The sequence below is a fragment of the Mangrovimicrobium sediminis genome, from assembly GCF_004745945.1.
Taxonomy (GTDB): Bacteria; Pseudomonadota; Gammaproteobacteria; order Pseudomonadales; family Halieaceae; genus Mangrovimicrobium; species Mangrovimicrobium sediminis.
This window is the reverse complement of the sequence record NZ_SRLE01000002.1, coordinates 1-20,298: the sequence shown is the minus strand read 5'-3', so window position 1 is coordinate 20,298 and position 20,298 is coordinate 1. Positions and strand designations below refer to the sequence as shown.

The window sequence follows — 20,298 nt, the reverse complement described above, 5'->3', positions numbered from 1 at the left end:
CCTGCCAACTGTTCCTGTACTGGCCGCTGTCGCGGTCACTGTCTCGATCACTATTTCGATCACGAGCCCGCTCGCTCTGCCCGGCCCTATCCCGGGGCATACGCACAGTGCTTCGCTGCGGCCTGTGCGCCGCTGCGCTCGGCCTCGCCTACCTGCCGGCCGCCGCCCGCGCGGACGACGACCCCGCAGTAACCAGCCGCGTGGTGGAAGCCTATATCGAGATGCGCACCCAGCCGGGCCGCACCTACCCGGTGTTCTACGTCGCCGAGCGCGGCGAGACCATCGAACTACTCAAGCGCCGCACCGACTGGATCAAGGTGCGCAACGCCCGCGGCATCGAGGGCTGGGTCCACGTGGACGAGATCGGCCGCACGGTGGACGCCGCCGGCCAGCCGCTGGCCTTCGCCGCGCCGGACCGCGAGGACTTCTCCCGGCGGCGCTTCGAGGCGGGCTTCATGCTCGGCAATTTCGACAGCTCCGACGCGATCACCGCGTATACCGGCTGGCACTTCACCCGCAACCTGTCGATCGAGGGCGCTTACACCGAGAACTACGGGGATTTCTCCGACGGGCGCATGGGCAGCCTGAACCTGGTGCACGAGATGTTCCCGCATTGGCGCTACTCGCCGTTCTTCACCGTCGGCGTGGGCATCCGCGAGACCAACCCGCGTTCATCGCTGGTACAGACCGAGGACCGCGTGGACAACGTGGCCAATGTCGGCGCCGGGGTGACGATCTACCTGACCGGGCGCCTCATGCTGCGCCTGCAATATAAACACCACGTCATCATGACTGACCGTGATGACGACGAGGAGGCAGGAGAATGGAATATCGGTATCAGCGCGTTCTACTGAGCGCAGGCCTGTGGCTGGCGGCCGCGGGCGCGCTGGCGCAGGAACCGGTCGAGGTGATCGACCCGCAGGTGGACCGCCGGGAGATCGTGACCCCGGCTATCGACACCGAGAACTTCGAGGTGGGGCTGTTCGTCGGCGGCCTCAGCATCCAGGACTTCTCCAGCGAGTGGGTGTACGGCCTGCGCGGGGCCTGGCACGTATCCGAGGACTTTTTCTTCGAGGCCAGCGTGGGCACCGCCCAGGCCGACCTCACCAGCTACGAGAAACTCAGCGGCGGTCCGCCGCTGTTCAAGGACAGTGAGCGCGACTTCACCTTCTACGACCTCACCGTGGGCTGGAACTTCCTGCCCGGGGAGATCTATTTCTCCGAGAAGCGCGCGTTCAAGTCGGACCTGTACCTGGTCGGCGGCGTCGGCGGCACCGATTTCCTCGGCGACACCTGGTTCACCGCGGTGGCCGGCATCGGCTATCGCCTGCTATTCAATGACTGGATCGCCCTGCGCCTGGACGTGCGCGACCACATCTTCGACCGCGACGCGCTGGGCGAGGAGGAACTCACCAACAACGTGGAGTGGACCGCCGGGGTCACTTTCTTTTTCTAGGCCATTGCCGGGAGTAACCGCCCATGAGAACACTGATTGCCATACTGCTGATGCTCGCCGCGCCGCTGGCGCTGGCGGTGACCGCCGAGGGCGAGGCCGCGAACTTCACGCTGAAGAGCGCGGGTGGCAAGAACATCCGCCTCAGCGAACTGCGCGGCGAGGTGGTGCTGATCAACTTCTGGGCCTCCTGGTGCGGACCCTGCCGCCAGGAAATGCCACGGCTGGATGAACTGCAGCAGAAGTACCAGGACCTCGGCTTCACCATCCTCGGTGTCAACGTGGAGCAGGACCGCGGCGAGGCGGAGCGCGCCCTGCGCGACATCCCGGTGACCTTCCCGGTACTGTTCGACGAGGACAACGCGGTGAGCGAGTTGTACGACGTGGACGCCATGCCGGTGACGGTGATCGTCGATCGCAGCGGCCAGATCCGCTTCGCGCACAAGGGTTACAAGCCTGGCAACGAGGCGCTGTACGAAGAACAAGTCCGCCAACTGGTGAAGGAGTAGGCCATGCGTGCGCGCCTGTTGGTCGCATTGTGGTTGCTCGCCAGCCTCGCCGGCTGCGGTATCGAGCCCTGGGTGAAACCCTACGAGCGCCAGTACCTGGCGGACCCGCTGATGCGCTTCGAGCGCGACCCCATCGCCGGGGCCTACGACAAGCACGTGAACGAGGCGCGCGAAGGGGCGCGCGGCGCCGAGGGCGGCGCGGGAGTGGGTTGTGGCTGCAACTAGGTTCGCGCCGCTACTGGCGGCCCTGCTCTGCGCGGCAACCGCGCAGGCTACCGTGCTACCCGAAGAACGCGCCGACGCCATGTACCACCGCTACGACGGCGGCGGCGTCACCGTCGACGGCCCCGCGGTGCTGGTGCGCAAGAACTTCGAGGAGACGCTGTCGGTTTCCGGCAGCTACTACGTGGACTTCGTCAGCAGCGCCTCCATCGACGTCATCGCCTCCGGCGCCAGCGAATACAGCGAGACGCGTACGGAGTATTCGGTGGGCGCGGACTACCTGTACGGCAAGAGCATGTACAGCGCCGGCGTGACGATCAGCGACGAGAGCGACTACCAGGCCGCCACCTACTCCTTCGGTGTCAGCCACGACTTCTTCGGCGACCTCACCACCCTCAGCTTCGGCTATGCCCTGGGCCAGGACGAGGTCTCGCAAAACGGCAACAACGAGTTCGACGAGGACCTCGACCGTCACACCTTCCGACTCGGCGTCAGCCAGATCCTCACGCCGAAGCTGGTGATGGACCTGACCTACGACTTGATCACCGACGAGGGCTACCTCAACAACCCCTATCGCAGCTACCGCTTCCTCAGCGACCCGCTGGACCCCGCCGCCGGCTTCCAGTTCGCCCGCGAGGTCTACCCGGAAACGCGCACCTCGGACGCGGGTTCGATCCAGCTGCGCTACCGCCTGCCCTGGTACGCGGCGGTGGGCGCGATGTACCGCTTATACACTGACGACTGGGGTATCGACGCGCACACTGCGCAACTCAGTTATTCACACGTGCTGCGCCAGCACTGGACGGTGGACCTCAAGTACCGCTGGTACACCCAGACCGGCGCGGACTTCTACCAGGACCTGTTCCTGTTCCCGTCCCAGGACGAGAAGGACTACCGCGGACGCGACAAGGAGATCAGCGAGTTCAGCGACCAGACCTTCTCCATCGGCCTTAGCTACAAGCGCCCGCTGGAATGGCGCTTCGGCTACCAGGCCGGCATGACCCTGCAATACGACCGCAAGATGTTCGAGTACGACGACTTCACCGACCTCACCCGCGAGGGCTTCCTGCCCGGCGAGGAACCCCAGTACGAACTCGACGCCGACGTCATCAAGCTCCTCCTCACCCTCTGGTACTAACCCCGGGGTCAGAGCCCTTTTTGCACGAATTTGATGTGAGATACGGACGGCCGCTCACCGGCAACACATCCAAAACGACCAAAAAGGGCTCTGACCCCTATTCTTGCAGCAGGCCGTCGGAGTAGTGGAGGCGGCCTTCGCTGTCGACGATGATGGCCTCGACGCCGGGGCGGGCGTTGATGAAGGCCAGGCCTTTTTCCACGCCGAGGACGAAAACGGTGGTCGACATGGCGTCGCTGTCGATGCCGTGGGGGGCGATCACGCTGGCGCTCTGCACGCCGCCGGCGGAGCCGCCGGTGCGCGGGTTGATGATGTGGTGGTAGCGTACGCCGTCTTCCTCGAAGTAGCGCTCGTAGTCGCCGGAGGTTGATATCGCGGTGTCCTGCAGGGGAATCAGCGCCGCGTACTCGCCGTCCTTACGCGGGTGGCGGATGCCGATGACCCGCGGGCGGTCACCCAGGTTGCCGAGGACGCGACTGTCGCCGCCGGCGGCGACCACCGCCGAGGTGATGCCCGCCGCGCGCAGGATGGCGATACCGCGGTCTACCGCGTAGCCCTTGGCGATACCGCCGAGATCGATGGCCATGCCGGGCTGGTCAAAGGCGATACTGCCCGCTTCGGGGTCCAGCCTGAGGTGGTGGTAATCGATTTTTTCGGCGGCCTGAACCAGAGCGTCGGCGGAGGGTTTGACGTGGCCGCGGTAGTCGTAAAGGCGTCCCGCGGAGGCGAAGGTGATATCGAAGGCACCGCCGCTGAGGTCGGAGTAGTACAGGGCACGCTGCACCACCTCAACAATCTCTGGCGTAGTGACCACCGGCTCCTGCGCCGCCTCGCGATTGATGCGCGACAACTCGCTGTCCGGGTTCATCGGGTTCATCATCAGGTCCAGGCGGTGTACCTCGTCGAACACCGCCTGCTGGGCCGCGCTGCCGCGCTCCGCATTCTCCGCCCACAGCTCCACGCGAATCTCGGTGCCCATCATGCTGCGGGTCTGCGCCAGCCATTCGGCTTTTGCCGTGCAGGCAGCGAGGCAAAGCGCCACACCGAAGCAGGCGCGAAGGGCGATTGGCATCCTGGGCATGGCCTGGTTTCCCTGATTGCGGTTGAGGTATCGAGCGACTGCCACCACGGTTATCTATGCGCCGTACCGGAAAGGAACCCGCGACAGCTTCGTGGCCCGGGGGACTATAGCAATTTCAACGCTGGCCGTGCGAATACAGTGACCCAGGTCGCGCTTTGCGGCGATTTCCCGGAGCGCGCTTGCCAAGACAGGCCGCGGCGCTATAGTTCTGGGATGGAGCAAGCCATCGCAAGGAAAGGAACACCGTGACCCAGTCAGACCGCCGGTCCCACACCCGTGTCAATGTGGACCTGCCCGTGGACATCCACCAGGGCGGCAGCCGGTGGCGACAGCGGCTGATCGATCTTTCCCTCAGCGGCCTCGCCACCGACCAGCCCCTGACCTGGGACGCGCAGTACAACGAACCCTTCACCCTGGTCATTCACCTGGAAGATGACAAGGAACTGGAACTGCACGCCTACCTGCAGCACGTGGAGGCGGAGCGCCTGGGTTTTGCCGTGCAGCACGTCGACCGCGAGAACATCGAGCCCCTGTGCGACCTGCTGGGCCGGTTCATGGACCTCGCCACCCTGGACGAAGAACTGGCGCAGCTGACCTGATTCACCCGGGCCGCAGCGTCTACCGGTCGAAGCGATGCTCGCGACGCGCCCTGTCCACCACGCCTCAATGACGGAAACCGCGGGCTATTCGACCGCAGACAGCGCCTCCTGCAGCGTACTGACCGCCTGCACCTCCATACCCGGGATCGGCGACTTCGGGGCGTTGGCGCGCGGCACGATGGCGCGTTTGAAGCCGTGCTTGGCGGCCTCTGACAATCGCTCCTGGCCCGAGGGCACCGGGCGGATCTCCCCGGACAAACCCACCTCGCCGAACACCACCATGTCGCGCGGCAGCAGCCGGTCGCGATAGCTGGAGACGATCGCCAGCAGCAGCGCCAGGTCGGCGCTGGTCTCAAGTACCTTGACCCCGCCGACTACGTTGGCGAACACGTCCTGGTCGCCCACCTGCAGGCCGCCGTGGCGGTGCAGCACGGCGAGCAGCATGGCCAGGCGATTCTGCTCCAGGCCCACCGCCACCCGCCGCGGGTTGCCCAGCGCGCTGTCGTCGACCAGCGCCTGGATCTCCACCAGCAGCGGCCGCGTGCCCTCCCACACCACCATCACCGCACTGCCCGGGGCCGGGCCGTGGCTGCGGTCGAGGAAGATCGCCGAGGGGTTCTTCACCTCGCGCAAGCCCTGCTCGGTCATGGCGAACACGCCGAGCTCGTTGACCGCACCGAAGCGGTTCTTCTGCCCGCGCAGGGTGCGAAAACGCGAATCGTGGGAACCCTCGAGCAGGATCGAGCAGTCGATCATGTGCTCCAGCACCTTGGGCCCGGCCAGGGAGCCGTCCTTGGTGACATGGCCGACCAGGAACAGCACGGTGCCGGTTAGCTTGGCGTAGCGCGTGAGATAGGCCGCGCACTCGCGTACCTGGGACACGCTGCCCGGAGCCGAGGCGATGTCGTCGGAGTGCACGACCTGGATGGAGTCCACCACCAGTACGCGCGGCTTGAGCTCCTGGGCGGCGGCGGCGATGGTCTCGACGTTGGTCTCGGACATCAGCCGCAGCCGGTCCTGGGGCAGTTGCAGGCGCCGCGCGCGCATCGCCACCTGCTGCAGGGATTCCTCACCGGTGACGTACAGGGCCTCCATGTCGCGGGCCAGGTGGCACATGGTCTGCAGCAGCAGGGTGCTCTTGCCGGCGCCGGGGTGGCCGCCCACCAGCACCGCGGAACCGGGGACCAGGCCGCCGCCGAGCACGCGGTCGAATTCCCCCGCGCCGGAGGAGAAGCGCGGCAGGTCCTCGAGGTCGATCTCCGCCAGCACCTTCGCACCGGACAGCGCCCCGGCGAAGCCCGCCCGGTTGCCGGCGGTGCCGCGCGCGGGGCTGCGCGCCGGACCCAGGCGCACCTCGCTGATGGTGTTCCAAGCGCCGCAGTCGGCGCACTGGCCCTGCCACTTGGCGTAGTCCGAGCCGCACTCGGTACAGACGTAGGCGGTTTTCTGTTTGGCCATGAATTTCCGTCGTCGATTTTTTCGCGTTTTTTTCGCGCCGGTCACGCGCCGGCGAGTGGGCGCCCGCTCAGGCGCGGGGCGGCGCCGAGCCTGCACTTGCGCAGGACAGGCAGCGCGCAAGCCGGGTGCGATCGCCCCGGCCGGGAGCATCCCTGCGGCACCGGGAGCTACCGCTACTCGCGCAAGGCCGGTATCCTAGCAGACCCGCTACAGAAACCGGTAAAGCGATGAGCGACTCCTCCATTGTCCCCGAGCGCCAGCTGGTGTTTTCACCCGGCCTGGCGGCGACTATCGGGCTAGAGGAGGCCATCTTGCTGCAACACCTGCACGCCCTGTTCGAGCATCGCGCCCCACAGCTGCGCGACAACCATGCCTGGCTCAGCGTGCCGCGCGAGTACCTGCTCGCCAGCCTGCCGTTCTGGAGCGCCACCGACCTGCAGCGCATCAGCCGCTCGCTGGTGGACAAGGGCGTGATCCTGGTCGACTCGCCGCCGCTGCACGCGGGGGAGCGACTGGTGTTCGCCCTCAATGAACCGCTGCGCCCTCAGGCCCAGGCTCACGCCCACACCCAGACGCACAACCTGGAGCACTCTCAAGGGCACTCGCAGGCACCCACCCAGCCCCGGACTCCGCACTCGGCCGCGGCGCCGGAACCGGCGCCCACCCGGCGCAGCGCGTCGCACCTGCCGGCGAACTGGTCGCCCAGTGAAGACCTGCTGAAATACCTGTCGCTGAATCACAACATACCGCTACAGTTTGCCCTGGACCAACTGGAAGATTTCATCTTTTACTGGCGCGAGCGCGGCGAGACCAGTCACGCCTGGGAAAACAAGTTTCGACAGCATGTCACCAGCGCCTGGCAACGGGAGCAGCAGTCCGGTGGCGGAGGATTCGAGGTGCTGGAACCCGCGCCCCTGAACCGCGACTGGCGCCCCAGCGAGGATGCGCTGGAGATCATGGAGCGCGGCGGCATCGCCCGCGAGTTCATCGAGGATGCCATTCCCGAGTTCATACTCTACTGGCGCGAGCGCGGCACACCGCCCAAGGAGCTGAACACCAAGTTCATTCAACACGTCAGGCTGCAGTGGGCGCGGTATACCGCCAGTGTCAATCACGGCACCGAGGCGCGCCCCATCCCCAGCCACTGGCGGCCGAGCCCGGACGTGTTCGACATCCTGCGCATGTCGCACATCGACCTCGACTTCGCCCGCGAGCTGCTGCCGGAATTCATCGTGTACTGGAAGGACAGCGGCCAGGTGCACACTTCCTGGAACAGCAAGTTCCTGCAACATGTAAAATACCACTGGGCCAAGCGGCACCAGTTGCAACGAACGGACGACGACCATGGCGGACAGCAGGGATCTAATCCAGCGGGTAGAACGCGAGATCGCAGCCTCCAGGACGACCTCAGCGACACCAGCTGGGCAAACTGACGCGCCGCGCGCCGCGGACGAGGCGCATATCGAGGCGATCAACCAGGTCTTCGCCCTGTTTCGCCTGAACTACCACAACCAGTACTACGCGGCCTACCCGGACCAGGCGCAGATCAACCAGATCAAGAAACTGTGGCTGGACGCGCTGGGCGAGTTCCCGGTGGAGCAGATCCTGCGCGGCGCCAAGTACGCCATCGAGCACAGCGAGTACCTGCCCACCCTGCACCGCATGCTCGAGTGCTGCACCGCCAGCCTGCAGGGGCTGGGCCTGCCCGCCCCGCGCGACGCCTACCTCGAGGCCTGCAACGCCGCCTCGCCGAAGTCCGCCCAGCCCTGGAGCCACCCGGCGGTGTACCTCGCCGGGCGCGACAGCGACTGGTTTTTCCTCTCCAGCGAACCGGAGCAGCGCACCTGGCCGGTGTTCCGCGAGCGCTACCAGGGCTACTGCGCGGCGGTGTTGCGCGGGGAGGACCTGGAGATTCCGGCGCCGGCGGCACTGGAGCAGCAACCGGGCACGCCGATGACGCTGGAGGAGCGACAGGACGCCCTGCGCGCGCTGCGCGCATCCACCGGCTTCGAGTAACAACACGCCGCTGCAGGAAGCACGAGCCGGCGTCTCGCGTACAGCCCACCGCTTGGGGGACTAGCATGCCCAGACTGATACTGACCGCCCTGCTTGCGGCACTTGGAGGACTGTGCGGCGGCCTGCTCTGGGGGTTCTGGCTCGGCGTGCAGAACACGGGATCGATAGCGGCACTGCCCACCATCGTCCTGGATACGCGATTAGCCGGGCACATCGAAGCGGGCAGGACCAGCCTGTATCGCTCGCACCTCGGCACCATGATCAACTCGGGTATCAAGTCGTATATCTGGTACGAGGAATCCGGCAACCACCTGCTGTCTTCGCTGTTCCTCGAGGAGTTTGTCGACCACAAGGAGGACTACATCGACGAGCTTGTGCAATTTCGCCTGGCTCACCCGACCGATGAGCGCCTGGCGAAGATGGCCGAGAACGTCGAACGGCAGATCCTCCCGCGCGAAACGCTGGATTACTTCCTGGCGGAGGACCGGGAGATTGCCGCCTTTATCGGGGATCGTACGGGCAATAGCGCGCAGTGATAGCCCGGAAGCACGCAGGCCAGGCGCAACAAAAAGCGGCCTGGAGCAACGCCGCGGGCCACGAACTCACCGCGGGACCCGCCTAGCCGCCAAGCACCGGAAACCGCCCATCATCCAGCCACTGGTTGAGTACCATGCCCGCCGGGTCGAAGGCCTCCGGCTGCGCCCCGTTCCAGCAGGCGTCCTGCGGGTGCAGCACTAGCAGGTAGGCCCAGCGCGGGCGGTCGGTGAGGTTGGGGCCGGCGCCGTGCACGGTGAGGATATCGTGCACGGAGATATCGCCCAGCGCGTAGTCCAGCGGGGCGCTGCAACCGAGTTCGCGCAGTTCGGGGAACAGGTCGCGCGGGTCGGCGCGGCCGCGTCGCCAGGCGCTCGCGCCACGGGCTCAGAACCGGTAGATCAACTCGCCGCGCACGATGCGCCGGTTGCCGTAGTTGAGCAGGTTGCCGAACACGCCGGCATCGGCGCCGATGTAGTAGACCTCGTCGAACAGGTTGTCGGCGACGATATCGAAGCCCCATTTGTCGTCCGCACTGTGCACGCCGATGCGCGCGTTGACCAGCCAGTAGCTGTCGCCCGTCGCGTCGGGGAGGATGCCGGGCAGCGCGGAGTACTTGAACACCACCTCGTCGGTGTAGGCGGCCAGCACATTGCCCACCAGGCGCAGGTTCTCGCCGATCGGCTGGTCCAGGGCGGCGTCCACCGAGAGCTGCCACTCCGGTGCCTTGGGCATCTGTTCACCGCTGAGGTCGAAGTCCGCCAGCACCTCGCTACCGGCGAGCGCGAAATCCTTGTACTCGGCCTGCAGGTAGCCGGCGTTGACGCCCAGGGTCAGCGGCGCCGCCACCTGCCAGGCCACGCTGCCCTCCACACCCCAGGTCTCGGCCGAGTCGGCGTTGATGATGGCGCTGGTGATGGCGGGGAATTCCGGTCGCGCACGCACATCCACCTGCAGGTCGCTGTAGTCGTTGTAAAACACCGCGCCGGTGACCTGCACGCTGCGGTCGGCCAGCGAAGCCTTGAAGCCGGCCTCGAAGGTGTCCACGGTCTCCGGGTCGAAGATACTGCCGTCGGAGGGCTGCGGGTAGAAGGCCGGGGCCACCAGCACGTTGACGCCGCCGGTCTTGAAGCCCTGGGCCCAGCGCAGGTAGAACAGGCTGTCATCCATCTGGTAGCTGAGCGTGGCCGAGGGTACGAACTTGCTCTCCTCGTTGTTGATGCCCGAGACCACCGGCTGGGTGAATTTCACGTCGTTCTCCTCGGTCATGTAGCGGCCGGAAACGGTGAGGTTCAGGCGGTCGGTGAGGTCGTAGCCGAGTTCGGCGTAGGCCGACCAGTTGCTGATCTCCTGGTCGAATTCGGTGACGCCGAAGAGCACGTCGTAGCTGAGGAAGTACACATCCGTGTGGCCGCTCAGGTTGTTGTCCAGGTAGGTGAGGCCGCCGAGGTAGCTCCACGGGCCGGTGCCGGTCGAGGTGAAGCGGAACTCCTGGTAGACGTAGTCGCGCTCGGAGCTGATATCGAAGGGCACGAACAGCACCGCCGAGGTGCCCGAGTCGCCGCGGGTCTTGTTCTCCATCTCGCGGTAGGCGGTGATGGACGTGAGGTCGAAGCCGGGGCCGTTCCAGACCACGGTGGCGGAGCCGCTCTTGTCCTCGATGTAGCCCACCTGCTCGGGGCCGATGGCGGTGGTCCAGTCCTTGTTGGTGTTGTCCGGGATGAAGCCCGGCGGCAGCTCGACCTGGATACCGAAGCTGTTGATCAGACCCACCAGTGCCGCCTGGTTGAACTCCGGCGTGGAGCTGACGAACTGGCTGCTGGCGGTGTCGTCCTTCTCCGCGTAGTTGGCGGCGAGGGTGATCGAGAGGTCATCCGTCGGCTGCAGCAGCAGCTTGGTGCGCGCGGCGGTGAAGTCGCGGTCGTAGATCTCCGAGGGCTTCTGCCCGGCGTTGAAGAAATCCGCCGTCTGCTGCGGCGTGCCGAGAAAGGACCCGGAGGGGAAGTAGGCGGCGCTGTAGGGGGTGCGCGCGGCGTTGTTCTTGATGTACGGGTCGTGGGTGGACTTCTCCAGCGACAGGCTCCAGGCGGCCATGTCCCCCAGGGGCACGTTGACGTAGGCGGTGCCCCTGAAGGTGTCCTCCTCGCCGTAGCTCACGCGCACCTCACCGGTCAGTTCCTCCAGCGAGGGCTGGCGGGTGATGATGTTGACCACGCCGCCGGTGGCGTTGCGCCCGTACAGGCCGCCCTGGGCGCCCTTGAGGATTTCCACGCGCTCCACGTCCACCAGTTCGTCCACCGACATGCCGTAGATCTGCGGCACGTCGTCGATGAAGGTCGCCACGCTGGGGTCGGCGCCGAGGAAGATGGCGTTGCCGATGCCGCGCATGTAGATCTGCACGAAGCCGTTGTTGGTGTCCGGGAAGTAGCCCGGGGTGGTGAATTTCAGCGAGGAGAGGTCGGTGATACCGCTGTTGGTCAGCTTCTCGCCGGACATCGCCTGGATCGACAGCGGCACCGACATCAGCGTCGCTTCGCGGCGCTGGGCGGTGACCATCACCTCCTCGAGCATGGCGCCGCCGGCGGTCGATGACGGCGTCTGGGCGGCGACGGCCTGGGAAAGAACTGCGGTTGCGAAAAACACACTGGCTGCGTGGAACTTGCGGGAATGCGTCATGGTTCTCACCTGGTTCACTTATCGTTATCGGGCCGCGGTGCGGGAGTCCGCGTTATACAACCCAGTTTAGTGAATCGCGGTGATCAACCCGTAAACATCCTGCGTCTTTGTCTGAGCAGGAACCGCCCCTGCATCCACACGGAAAAATGGGGTCAGATGAGACTTTTAGAGATAGGTAGCTGAAGGAAAAAAGGGCTCTGACCCCTTTTTTAGTAGTCCGCCTGGGCGCCGCGGGCGAGGTTTTCGAAGCGGGTGTATTCGCCGATGAAGGCCAGCCGGCAGGTGCCGATGGGGCCGTTACGCTGCTTGCCGATGATGATCTCCGCGACGCCCTTGTCCTGGGTGTCCTCGTGGTACACCTCGTCGCGGTAGATGAACAGGATGATGTCCGCGTCCTGCTCGATGGCGCCGGATTCGCGCAGGTCGGAGTTGACCGGGCGCTTGTTGGGGCGCTGTTCCAGCGAGCGGTTGAGCTGCGACAGCGCCACCACCGGCACGTTGAACTCCTTGGCGATAGCCTTGAGGCTGCGCGAGATCTCGGAGATCTCCGCGGTACGCCCCTCAGAGGAGCCGGCCACCTGCATCAGCTGCAGGTAGTCGATCATGATCATGCCGATCTCGCCCTTGTTCTCGCGCACCACCTTGCGCACGCGGCTGCGCAGTTCGGTGGGGGTGAGCGCGGGGGTGTCGTCGATGTGCAGGGACACGTCCTTGAGCTTGTTCACCGCGGCGGTGAGCTTGGGCCAGTCCTCCTGCTCCAGGCGGCCTGTGCGCACGCGCTTCTGGTCGATGCGGCCCACCGAGGACAGCATACGCATGATCAGCTGTTCCGCGGGCATCTCCATGGAGAACACCAGGATGGGCTTGCCCTGCGCCAGGGCAGCGTTCTCCACCAGGTTCATGGCGAAACTGGTCTTGCCCATGGACGGGCGGCCGGCGACGATCACCAGGTCCGCCGGCTGCAGGCCGGAGGTCATGTTGTCGAGGTCGCTGAAGCCGGTGGTCAGGCCGGTGATGTCGCCACCGGTATTGAACAACTCCTCGATGCGCTCCAGTGCCCTGCCTAGCAGGGCGTTGACGCCCTCGGGGCCACCGCTGCGGCGGCCGGCCTCGGAGATCTGCATGATCGCGCGCTCGGCCTCGTCGATCAGCTCCTGGGAATTGCGGCCCTCCGGGTTGAAGCCGGACTCGGCGATCTCCTGGGCGGCCTCGATCAGCTTGCGCAGGGTGGCGCGCTCGCGCACCACCTGGGCGTAGGCGCGGATGTTGGAGGCGCTGGGGGTGTTCTGGGCCAGCTCCGCCAGGTAGGGCAGGCCACCGGCGGCGTCGAGTTCGCCGCGGGCCTCGAGTTTGTCGGCGACGGTGATCACGTCCACCGGCTCGGCATCGTCGGCCAGCCGGGCGATTTCGCGGAAGATCAGGCGGTGATTGGGGCGGTAGAAGTCACCTGACGCGACTTCCTCGGCCACCGAGTCCCAGGCGTCCGCGGAAAGTAGCAGGCCGCCGAGGACCGACTGCTCCGCCTCCACCGAGTGCGGCTGCATCTTGATCCGGGCGATGTCGCCATCGGGGGACCAGGGCGGCTCGGGCAGGGGGTCGCTGTAGTCGGGTTCAGCCATCGGGAACGCTTTCTTATCGGGCGAAACAGATTACCGAAAAATGCCTGGGCTAGGTAGCCCGGACCGAAAAAGTGGGGTCAGATACGACTTTTTTTGATGTGCTCGCGACTGCCGGCGGGAGATTTCCCAGGGACTACTTTGGGAAGTCCTGCACTGATGCCGGGCCCGCGCTGAACACACATCAAAAAAAGTCGTATCTGACCCCACTTTTTCGCGGGCAACAAAAATGCACCGGCCACGGGGTGGTCGGTGCATTCTCGGTGGAGCTACGCGCGGCCCGTGGGCCGGCGGGGACTTACTCCGGGATGACGGCGACAGCGACCATCGCGGTGACGTCGCCGTGCACCTGGATGGCGATCTCGTATTCACCGATCTCGCGCAGGGCGCCCTCGGGCAGGCGCACTTCGGCCTTGTCGACTTCGCAGCCGGCAGCGGTGACCGCATCGGCGATGTCGCGGGTGCCGACGGAACCGAACAGCTTGCCTTCCTCACCGGCGTTGGCGGTGATGCTGATCAGGCCCAGCTCGTTGATTGCAGCGGCACGTGCCTCGGCGGCGCCCAGGGCTTCCGCCGCGGCAGCTTCGAGGTCGGCGCGACGCGCTTCGAATTCGGCGATCGCCGACTCGGTGGCGGGAACGGCCTTGCCCTGCGGGATCAGGAAATTGCGGCCAAAGCCGGCCTTCACTTCAACCCGGTCACCCAGTACGCCCAGGTTGCCGATGTTCTCCAGCAGAATGACTTCCATCTTGGTTTCCTCTTTTCGGGGAGCGCACTCCCTCGTTCTCGAATTCTGTTAACCGTCGCCGCGTGCGGGTGGCTCTGCCCCCGCCCAGCGCCGGCGAAAATCCAGCCAGCTGTCTACCACGGCGAATACCATCATCAGTAGCTTCACCGGGTCCAGCAGCAGCCAGGCCAGGTAAAAACCCACCAACCAGCCACCGCTCATACCGCGCATCTGCACCCGCGCATGCACCAGTGCGAGGCCGACGAAGTTCAGCGGCAGCGAGGCGATCACCGCCCAGGTGCGATACTCCACGCCCAGGGCAGACACCGCCACGGCCACCAGCACCATCGCCGCGGTCACCGCGGGCGGGTAGCGCAGGGCACGAAATTCGCTGCCAAAGCCGCCCGGGTTGTACAGCGCCGACTGCCAGTAGCGCGCCAGCAGCAGGCAGAGGATGCAACTCATCCCCATGCCCGCGCCCATCAGGCCGGCAATCTGCAGCGCGCTGGGCCGTTGCAGGGTGACCTGCTGGCCGCCCTCGGCAAACTGCTGCTCGAGCGACGCGATAAACTCCACGAACACCGCGAGCAACTGCTCCAGGTACGCGCTGGCCAGTACCAGCAGGCCAAGACCGGTTAGTGCCGCCACCGCGACCCCGCCGAGCAGGGTCAGCGACAGGCTGACCGTCGTCCGCAACACCACTGCCAGCAGGGTCGTGCCCAGCAACAGGGTGAACGGGCCGCTGTCGCCGTAGGTGAAAATCAGCACCAGCGGCAGCAGCAGGGCCCACAGCATCAGCTGCAGGCCGCTCCCCACGCCTTTGCGCAGGGTGACCAGCCCCAGAATCGCGGCGCTGATCCAGCAAAAAAGAATGCTTCCCGACCCGGCTACAGCGAGCCCCAGGGCGTGGAAGCGGGAGCGCATGGCAAACTCAGCTATCGCCTTCAAATCAGGCCTCGCTGGGACGCGTAGCGCAGGTAAGCGCTAACTTACCGATGTGAATCCGAGTACGGCAGCAGGGCCAGGAAGCGCGCGCGCTTCACGGCGGTAGCCAGCTGGCGCTGGTACTTCGCCTTGGTGCCGGTGATCCGGCTGGGGACGATCTTGCCGGTTTCGGAAACGTAGGCCTTCAGGGTCTCGAGATCCTTGTAATCGATCTCCTTGACGCCCTCGGCGGTGAAACGACAGAACTTACGACGACGGAAAAAACGTGCCATGACCTATATCCTCCTGCTTACTCTTCGCCTTCTTCCGCGCCGGACTCGCTCTTGGCGGGACGGCTGTCGGAATCGTTGTCGTTACCGGAGCTTTCCGCTGCGCGGCGCTCATCGTTGCGGCTCTTGCGCTCGCGTGACTCCTTCTCGTTCTTCATGATGAAGGACTCGTCGGTGACAGCTTCGTCGCGGCGAATAACCAGGTTGCGGATAACGGCGTCGTTGTAACGGAAGGTGGTGGTCAGCTCTTCCATCGCGTCGTTGGAGGCTTCCACGTTCATCAGGATGTAGTGCGCCTTGTGCACCTTGTTGATCGGGTAGGCCAGTTGGCGGCGGCCCCAATCTTCCAGGCGGTGGACAGAGCCGCCATCCTTGGTGATGGTGTTGCTGTAGCGCTCGATCATACCGGGCACTTGTTCGGACTGGTCCGGATGGACCATGAATACGATCTCGTAGTGTCGCATCTAAGGCTCCTTACGGGTTTATGCCACCCGTCACCCTCGCGGGGCGGTGTGGCAAGGAGATCGGCAGCCTGCGGGCCGCCGGGCAAATTTTGAGGCGCGGATTGTACGTAAGTTAACCAGCCGCCGCAAGCGGCACTTTGGCGCAATCCAAACCGGGGTCAGAGCCCTTTTTGGACAGTTTTGATCCCTCGCAAGCCTTGGGGCTGGGCAGAAGGAAGCAAAAAGCGTCAAAAAGGGCTCTGACCCCGCTTTTACTTGCGTTGCCGGACGGCTTCGAAGAGGCAGACGCCGGTGGCGACGGAGACGTTGAGGCTGCTCACGGTGCCGGCCATGGGGAGTTTGACCAGGTGGTCGCAGTGCTCGCGGGTGAGGCGTCGCAGGCCCTTGCCCTCGGCGCCCATCACCAGCGCCATGGGGCCGCGCAAGTCACTGTCGTAGATGGAGTTTTCCGCTTCGCCGGCGGTGCCGTACAGCCACACGCCGTGCTCTTTCAGGGCCTCCAGGGTGCGCGCGAGGTTGGTGACACGCACAAAGGGGATGACCTCCGCCGCGCCGCAGGCCACCTTGCTCACGGTGGGACCGAGGTCGGCGGACTTGTCGCGCGGTACGATCACCGCGTCCACCCCGGCGGCGTCGGCGCTGCGCAGGCAGGCTCCGAGGTTATGCGGGTCGGTGACGCCGTCCAGCACCAGCAGCAGGACCGGACTCGGGCTGGCCTCGACGTGGCGCAGCAGGGCGGCCTCGTCCCACAGGTTATCGCCGCTGGCTTCGCCCGCCACTGCGGCCACCTCGGCCACCACCCCCTGGTGACGCCCACCTGCCAGCGCATCCAGTTCGCGCCGCGGCAGGCGCTCGACGGCCACGCCCTGGTCCCGTGCCAGTTCGAGCAAAGAAGAAACGCGCTTGTCCTCGCGCCCGGACTGCACCAGCAGGCGCTGGATCTCTCGCGGCCGGTGGCGCAGCAGGCTGTCCACGGCGTGGATGCCGTAGCGGTAGTCCATCGGGAATCAGTAGCGGCGGCGCATGCCGCTGCGCCGCTTGCCCTTGGGCTTGCCCGCGGCAGACTTGCCCTGGCCTTTCTTCCCGCCGCCTTTCTTGCCCCCGGGCTCGCCGCCCGTGGATTTCTCCCCGCGCGCCTGCCCCCGCTCTTTCTTCGGCGGCTTGGCGTCGATCAGTTCGAGATCGATCTTGCGATCGTCGAGGTCCACCCGCGCCACCTGCACGCGCACCGCCCCGCCCAGCTGGAAGCTGCGGCCGCTGCGCTCGCCGGTCAGGCGCTGCTTGGCCTGGTCGAACTGGTAGTAGTCCCCGGGCAGCCCGGTAACATGCACCAGGCCTTCTATATACAGGTCCTTCAGCTCGACGAAGAGGCCGAAACTGGTGACCGCGCTGATAACCCCCTCGAACTCGTCGCCCACATGTTCCTGCAGGTACTCGCACTTGAGCCAGGCGTCAACTTCGCGGGTGGCGTCGTCCGCGCGCCGCTCGGTCATCGAGCAGTGCACGCCCAGCGCCGCCATGGCCGCCTCGTCGTAGGGGAAGATCTGCTTCTTGGGGATCGTCTTCGCACCGCTGACACGCTGCACCCCCTCCACCTTGCGCCGCGAGCGCAGCAGGTGGCGGATGCCGCGGTGCACCAGCAGGTCCGGGTAGCGGCGAATCGGCGAGGTGAAATGCGCGTAGGCCGGGTAGTGCAGGCCGAAGTGGCCCTTGTTATCCGGCTGGTAGACCGCCTGGCTCAGGGAGCGCAGCAGCATGGTCTGGATGACGTGGGCGTCGTCGCGCTCGGCGATCTGTTCCAGCAGGTGCTGGTAGTCCAGGGGCGAGGGCTTGAGTCCACCGCGCAGGTCCAGGCCCAGCTCGCCGAGGAACTTACGCAGGTTCTCGAGTTTTTCCTCCGACGGCCCTTCGTGCACCCGGTACAGCGCGGGCAGGCCGCTGGCCTCGAGGAATTCCGCCGTGGCCACATTGGCGGCGAGCATCGCCTCCTCGATCAGCTTGTGGGCGTCGTTGCGCACCACCGGTACGATGGAATCGATCTTGCGCTGCTCGTCGAAGATGATGCGCGTCTCCACCGTGTCGAAATCGATCGCGCCGCGCACATCGCGCGCCTCGCGCAGCACGTGGTAAAGCGCGTGCAGGCGCTCCAGGTGCGGCACCAGGAACTTGCGCACATCCGGGTGCGCGCCCTTCTCCAGCACGATGCCCACCTGGGTGTAGGTGAGACGCGCAGCGGAGTGGATCACCGCCTCGTAGAACTTGTAGCCGCTGAGCTTGCCGACGCGGCTGATTTCCATCTCGCAGACCATGGCCAGGCGGTCCACCTGCGGCTTCAGCGAGCACAGCCCGTTGGACAGGGCCTCGGGCAGCATGGGCACCACGCGCTCGGGGAAGTACACCGAGTTGCCGCGCGACGCGGCTTCCTCGTCCAGCGCCGAACCCGGTCGCACGTAGTGGGAGACATCGGCGATAGCGACGAACAGGCGCCAGCCGCCGCGGCGTTTTTCGCAGTACACCGCGTCGTCGAAGTCGCGCGCGTCCTCGCCATCGATGGTGACAAAGGGCAGTTCGCGCAGGTCGATGCGGTCCTGCTTGTCTTCCTCGCGCGGCTCCGGTTCCAGGCGCGCCGCCTCGGCGAGCACCTCCTCCGGCCACTCGTGGGGAATGCCGTGGGAGCGGATGGCGACGTCGATCTCCAGACCCGGGTCCAGGTGGTCGCCGAGCACCTCGACGATGCGCGCCTTGGCGCCCAGGGTGCGGGTGGGATACTGGGTGATCTCGGCGGTGACGATCTGGCCGTGCTTCGCGCCGTGCTTCTCCGCCGGCGGGATCAGGATGTGCTGGGTCAGGCGACTGTGGTCGGGGATGACACAGCCGATGCCGCTCTCCTCCTCGTAGCGCCCCACCACGCGGGTCACCGCGCGGTTCAGCACCTCCACCACCTTGCCCTCAAAGCGGCCGCGGCGGTCCTCGCCGGTGATCTGCACCAGCACCTCGTCGCCGTCGAACACGAAGTGCATCTGGCGGCTGCCGAGGTAGATGTCCTCGCCCTCGCCCAGCGGAATCGCGAAGCCGTAGCCGTCGCGATGCCCCTGCACCTTGCAGTGCACGAGGTTGAGCTTGTCGACCAGGGCATAGGCGCCCTTGCGGTCGTACATGACCTGGCCATCGCGCTCCATGGCGCGCAGGCGCCGGCGCAGGGCTTCGCTGTCGCGCTCGCCGCCGATGCCGAGCTTCTTGCTCAGCTTCTCCTGGTTGAGGGGTCGGTTCGCTTCGCGCAGGACCTCGAGGATCAACTCGCGACTGGGGATGGGGTTATCGTAATTGGCCGCTTCGCGGTCCGCGTGGGGGTCGGCAGGTTTGCCTTTTTTGGTCATAGATTCACATGCAGATTCAGGGGGTTATAAGTAGAAGGGGCGTTGGGAAAGTTTCATTATACGCGAGGATTGACAAAGCCGCGCGGTAAAAGTAAAGTGCGCGCCCTCTACCGTTGCGACAGCGACGAACCCCCCTGCCCAGGTGGTGAAATTGGTAGACACGCTAGCTTCAGGTGCTAGTGGCTTAACGGCCGTGGAGGTTCAAGTCCTCTCCTGGGCACCATCTCTTCCCCAATCCCGACTTACTCAGATTTCCCAGGACTCTGCCCAGGGTCATCCTCCAACTCGAACGTGAACTTGTTGGTCACCCCGCGCCGCTCCACCGGCACGCCGTCCTCCAGGGTCGGCCGGTAGCGAAACTTGCGCGCGGCATTCAGCGAGGCCTCATCGAACACCCCCGCCGGCTCGGACGCGATTATTCTCAGGTCTGCAGTGCGCCCGGTCACGTCGATGGTGTACTCGACCACCGTGTATCCCTCAGTACCCTCGCGCAGCGCTTGCGGCGGGTAGACGGGGGCGAATTTGAGCGCGCTGTTCTTCTCCAGAATGACTGCGATTTCCGCCTCGGTCGGCGGCGGCTTGTAATCGGGGTTGACGCTGCGCAGCAATTCGATGGCATCACTGTGGCCAGCGGACGCGGCGCGCATCAGGTAGACATACGCCTTGTCCCTGTCCTGCGGGACGACATCCCCTGTGCCGTAGATCACGGCCAGCACGAACGCGGCGTGGGCGTTGCCCTGCTCCTCGGCGCGGGTGTACCAGCGCACCGCCTCGGCGGGGTTGTGCTCCACCCAGTCATCCATCAGGTAGATCTCAGCGAGCATCATCTGGGCCGCGGCGGAGCCGCGTTCGGCGGACTCCCGACACCAGCGAAACGCCTTCTCGATATCCAGCGGATAGCCATTCTCGCCGTACAGGTGGCCCTGGCAGAAGCTGAGCAGCGCCCGGTTGCCGAAGGACTCGCTCACCAGGTCCGAGGGCGGCGCCGTGTCCTGCGCGTCGGGCGTAACGGCCGCGGCGACGGCCACGGGTAAGCCGGGAGCGAGGGCAAGCAGCGCAAACAGCAGCGCTATGCGCCCCGGTGCAGCGGCCCGGCGGCATGCAATGCCGGTGGATTGTCTGAACGTGGATAGCATCCCTGGATTGTACTGCCCTCGCCCGCGGCGACAAGCCAGCGGCACTGATCCCTCCCCCCGAACACTCCCCCCCGAACT

At 65.8% G+C, this 20,298-nt stretch carries 21 protein-coding genes and 1 tRNA gene; 10 read left to right on the top strand and 12 right to left on the bottom strand.

Annotated elements, in window-relative coordinates; translation table 11 throughout:
• Positions 1-107 precede the first annotated feature (107 nt).
• Genes E4634_RS01670 through E4634_RS01650 form a run of 5 tightly spaced genes read left to right on the top strand, consistent with a single transcriptional unit; the run spans position 108 to position 3,322 of the window.
• Positions 108-854: an SH3 domain-containing protein gene (locus tag E4634_RS01670; protein WP_135440875.1), complete on the top strand. Its 747-nt coding sequence runs from the start codon at positions 108-110 to the stop codon at positions 852-854.
• Entirely contained in the window at positions 824-1,456 is a 633-nt protein-coding gene (locus tag E4634_RS01665) for an outer membrane beta-barrel domain-containing protein (protein ID WP_135440874.1), read from the top strand. The genes E4634_RS01670 and E4634_RS01665 overlap by 31 nt, the downstream gene beginning before the upstream one ends.
• Positions 1,457-1,479: 23 nt before the next feature.
• Positions 1,480-1,962, top strand: coding sequence for a TlpA disulfide reductase family protein (locus E4634_RS01660; protein WP_135440873.1), 483 nt, complete (start codon positions 1,480-1,482; stop codon positions 1,960-1,962).
• 3 nt (positions 1,963-1,965) lie between these two features.
• Positions 1,966-2,187: a DUF4266 domain-containing protein gene (locus E4634_RS01655; protein ID WP_135440872.1), complete on the top strand. Its 222-nt coding sequence runs from the start codon at positions 1,966-1,968 to the stop codon at positions 2,185-2,187.
• Positions 2,174-3,322: a DUF3570 domain-containing protein gene (locus tag E4634_RS01650; protein ID WP_240725045.1), complete on the top strand. Its 1,149-nt coding sequence runs from the start codon at positions 2,174-2,176 to the stop codon at positions 3,320-3,322. Before E4634_RS01655 ends, E4634_RS01650 begins: the two co-directional genes overlap by 14 nt.
• A 97-nt stretch (positions 3,323-3,419) precedes the next feature.
• Here E4634_RS01650 and E4634_RS01645 read toward each other — a convergent pair whose 3' ends face one another.
• Entirely contained in the window at positions 3,420-4,403 is a 984-nt protein-coding gene (locus tag E4634_RS01645; RefSeq protein WP_240725044.1) for an FAD:protein FMN transferase, read from the bottom strand.
• 245 nt (positions 4,404-4,648) lie between these two features.
• Between E4634_RS01645 and E4634_RS01640 the strand changes: the two genes are divergently transcribed.
• Positions 4,649-5,002, top strand: a complete 354-nt coding sequence (locus E4634_RS01640; RefSeq protein WP_135440871.1) for a PilZ domain-containing protein — start codon at positions 4,649-4,651, stop codon at positions 5,000-5,002.
• A gap of 84 nt (positions 5,003-5,086) precedes the next feature.
• Here E4634_RS01640 and radA read toward each other — a convergent pair whose 3' ends face one another.
• Positions 5,087-6,460, bottom strand: a complete 1,374-nt coding sequence (gene radA, locus E4634_RS01635; RefSeq protein ID WP_135440870.1) for a DNA repair protein RadA — start codon at positions 6,458-6,460, stop codon at positions 5,087-5,089.
• A 227-nt stretch (positions 6,461-6,687) separates the two neighbouring features.
• On the opposite strand from radA, the gene E4634_RS01630 reads away from it, so the two are divergent.
• From E4634_RS01630 to E4634_RS01620, 3 genes are all read left to right on the top strand, one after another.
• Positions 6,688-7,893 (top strand): DnaT-like ssDNA-binding domain-containing protein, encoded by a 1,206-nt coding sequence (locus tag E4634_RS01630; RefSeq protein WP_135440869.1) that lies wholly within the window; start codon positions 6,688-6,690, stop codon positions 7,891-7,893.
• The gene (locus E4634_RS01625; RefSeq protein ID WP_167854721.1) at positions 7,805-8,476 is read left to right on the top strand and encodes a replication protein P; all 672 of its coding nucleotides are present in this window, start codon (positions 7,805-7,807) and stop codon (positions 8,474-8,476) included. Before E4634_RS01630 ends, E4634_RS01625 begins: the two co-directional genes overlap by 89 nt.
• A 65-nt stretch (positions 8,477-8,541) precedes the next feature.
• Entirely contained in the window at positions 8,542-9,012 is a 471-nt protein-coding gene (locus tag E4634_RS01620; protein WP_135440868.1) for a hypothetical protein, read from the top strand.
• Between the two features lie 82 nt (positions 9,013-9,094).
• On the opposite strand, the gene E4634_RS01615 is transcribed toward E4634_RS01620, so the two are convergent.
• From E4634_RS01615 to rnr, 9 genes are all read right to left on the bottom strand, one after another.
• On the bottom strand, positions 9,095-9,283 hold the full coding sequence (locus E4634_RS01615) for a phytanoyl-CoA dioxygenase family protein (protein WP_135440867.1): 189 nt from the start codon (positions 9,281-9,283) through the stop codon (positions 9,095-9,097).
• A gap of 114 nt (positions 9,284-9,397) precedes the next feature.
• Complete coding sequence (locus E4634_RS01610) at positions 9,398-11,686, bottom strand: TonB-dependent receptor (protein WP_135440866.1); 2,289 nt, start codon at positions 11,684-11,686, stop codon at positions 9,398-9,400.
• A gap of 209 nt (positions 11,687-11,895) precedes the next feature.
• Complete coding sequence (gene dnaB, locus E4634_RS01605; RefSeq protein ID WP_135440865.1) at positions 11,896-13,305, bottom strand: replicative DNA helicase; 1,410 nt, start codon at positions 13,303-13,305, stop codon at positions 11,896-11,898.
• A 295-nt stretch (positions 13,306-13,600) separates the two neighbouring features.
• Positions 13,601-14,050, bottom strand: coding sequence for a 50S ribosomal protein L9 (gene rplI / locus E4634_RS01600; protein ID WP_135440864.1), 450 nt, complete (start codon positions 14,048-14,050; stop codon positions 13,601-13,603).
• A 48-nt stretch (positions 14,051-14,098) separates the two neighbouring features.
• Positions 14,099-14,953 carry a hypothetical protein gene (locus tag E4634_RS01595; protein WP_240725043.1) on the bottom strand — a complete coding sequence of 285 codons (855 nt, stop codon included), beginning with the start codon at positions 14,951-14,953 and terminating at the stop codon, positions 14,099-14,101.
• Positions 14,954-15,018: 65 nt separating this feature from the next.
• On the bottom strand, positions 15,019-15,246 hold the full coding sequence (rpsR, locus tag E4634_RS01590) for a 30S ribosomal protein S18 (protein ID WP_135440862.1): 228 nt from the start codon (positions 15,244-15,246) through the stop codon (positions 15,019-15,021).
• A gap of 17 nt (positions 15,247-15,263) precedes the next feature.
• Complete coding sequence (gene rpsF, locus E4634_RS01585) at positions 15,264-15,707, bottom strand: 30S ribosomal protein S6 (protein ID WP_135440861.1); 444 nt, start codon at positions 15,705-15,707, stop codon at positions 15,264-15,266.
• 251 nt (positions 15,708-15,958) lie between these two features.
• The gene (gene rlmB, locus E4634_RS01580; RefSeq protein WP_135440860.1) at positions 15,959-16,708 is read right to left on the bottom strand and encodes a 23S rRNA (guanosine(2251)-2'-O)-methyltransferase RlmB; all 750 of its coding nucleotides are present in this window, start codon (positions 16,706-16,708) and stop codon (positions 15,959-15,961) included.
• Between the two features lie 6 nt (positions 16,709-16,714).
• Positions 16,715-19,084, bottom strand: coding sequence for a ribonuclease R (gene rnr, locus E4634_RS01575; RefSeq protein ID WP_135440859.1), 2,370 nt, complete (start codon positions 19,082-19,084; stop codon positions 16,715-16,717).
• A gap of 136 nt (positions 19,085-19,220) precedes the next feature.
• Between rnr and E4634_RS01570 the strand changes: the two genes are divergently transcribed.
• Positions 19,221-19,307: transfer RNA gene (locus tag E4634_RS01570), tRNA-Leu, on the top strand.
• Positions 19,308-19,326: 19 nt separating this feature from the next.
• Here the strand turns inward: E4634_RS01570 and E4634_RS01565 are convergent.
• Entirely contained in the window at positions 19,327-20,112 is a 786-nt protein-coding gene (locus E4634_RS01565) for a TonB family protein (protein WP_167854720.1), read from the bottom strand.
• Positions 20,113-20,298 lie beyond the last annotated feature (186 nt).

Bases quoted from the DNA above. Each gene is read 5' to 3' on its own strand.
- E4634_RS01645 (WP_240725044.1), bottom strand. From the start codon at position 4,403: ATGCCCAGGATGCCAATCGCCCTTCGCGCCTGCTTCGGTGTGGCGCTT.
- rnr (WP_135440859.1), bottom strand. From the start codon at position 19,084: ATGACCAAAAAAGGCAAACCTGCCGACCCCCACGCGGACCGCGAAGCG.
- E4634_RS01630 (WP_135440869.1), top strand. From the start codon at position 6,688: ATGAGCGACTCCTCCATTGTCCCCGAGCGCCAGCTGGTGTTTTCACCC.
- rplI (WP_135440864.1), bottom strand. From the start codon at position 14,050: ATGGAAGTCATTCTGCTGGAGAACATCGGCAACCTGGGCGTACTGGGT.
- E4634_RS01655 (WP_135440872.1), top strand. From the start codon at position 1,966: ATGCGTGCGCGCCTGTTGGTCGCATTGTGGTTGCTCGCCAGCCTCGCC.
- rlmB (WP_135440860.1), bottom strand. From the start codon at position 16,708: ATGGACTACCGCTACGGCATCCACGCCGTGGACAGCCTGCTGCGCCAC.
- rpsF (WP_135440861.1), bottom strand. From the start codon at position 15,707: ATGCGACACTACGAGATCGTATTCATGGTCCATCCGGACCAGTCCGAA.
- rpsR (WP_135440862.1), bottom strand. From the start codon at position 15,246: ATGGCACGTTTTTTCCGTCGTCGTAAGTTCTGTCGTTTCACCGCCGAG.
- E4634_RS01620 (WP_135440868.1), top strand. From the start codon at position 8,542: ATGCCCAGACTGATACTGACCGCCCTGCTTGCGGCACTTGGAGGACTG.
- E4634_RS01595 (WP_240725043.1), bottom strand. From the start codon at position 14,953: ATGCGCTCCCGCTTCCACGCCCTGGGGCTCGCTGTAGCCGGGTCGGGA.
- E4634_RS01665 (WP_135440874.1), top strand. From the start codon at position 824: ATGGAATATCGGTATCAGCGCGTTCTACTGAGCGCAGGCCTGTGGCTG.
- radA (WP_135440870.1), bottom strand. From the start codon at position 6,460: ATGGCCAAACAGAAAACCGCCTACGTCTGTACCGAGTGCGGCTCGGAC.
- dnaB (WP_135440865.1), bottom strand. From the start codon at position 13,305: ATGGCTGAACCCGACTACAGCGACCCCCTGCCCGAGCCGCCCTGGTCC.
- E4634_RS01610 (WP_135440866.1), bottom strand. From the start codon at position 11,686: ATGACGCATTCCCGCAAGTTCCACGCAGCCAGTGTGTTTTTCGCAACC.
- E4634_RS01625 (WP_167854721.1), top strand. From the start codon at position 7,805: ATGGCGGACAGCAGGGATCTAATCCAGCGGGTAGAACGCGAGATCGCA.
- E4634_RS01660 (WP_135440873.1), top strand. From the start codon at position 1,480: ATGAGAACACTGATTGCCATACTGCTGATGCTCGCCGCGCCGCTGGCG.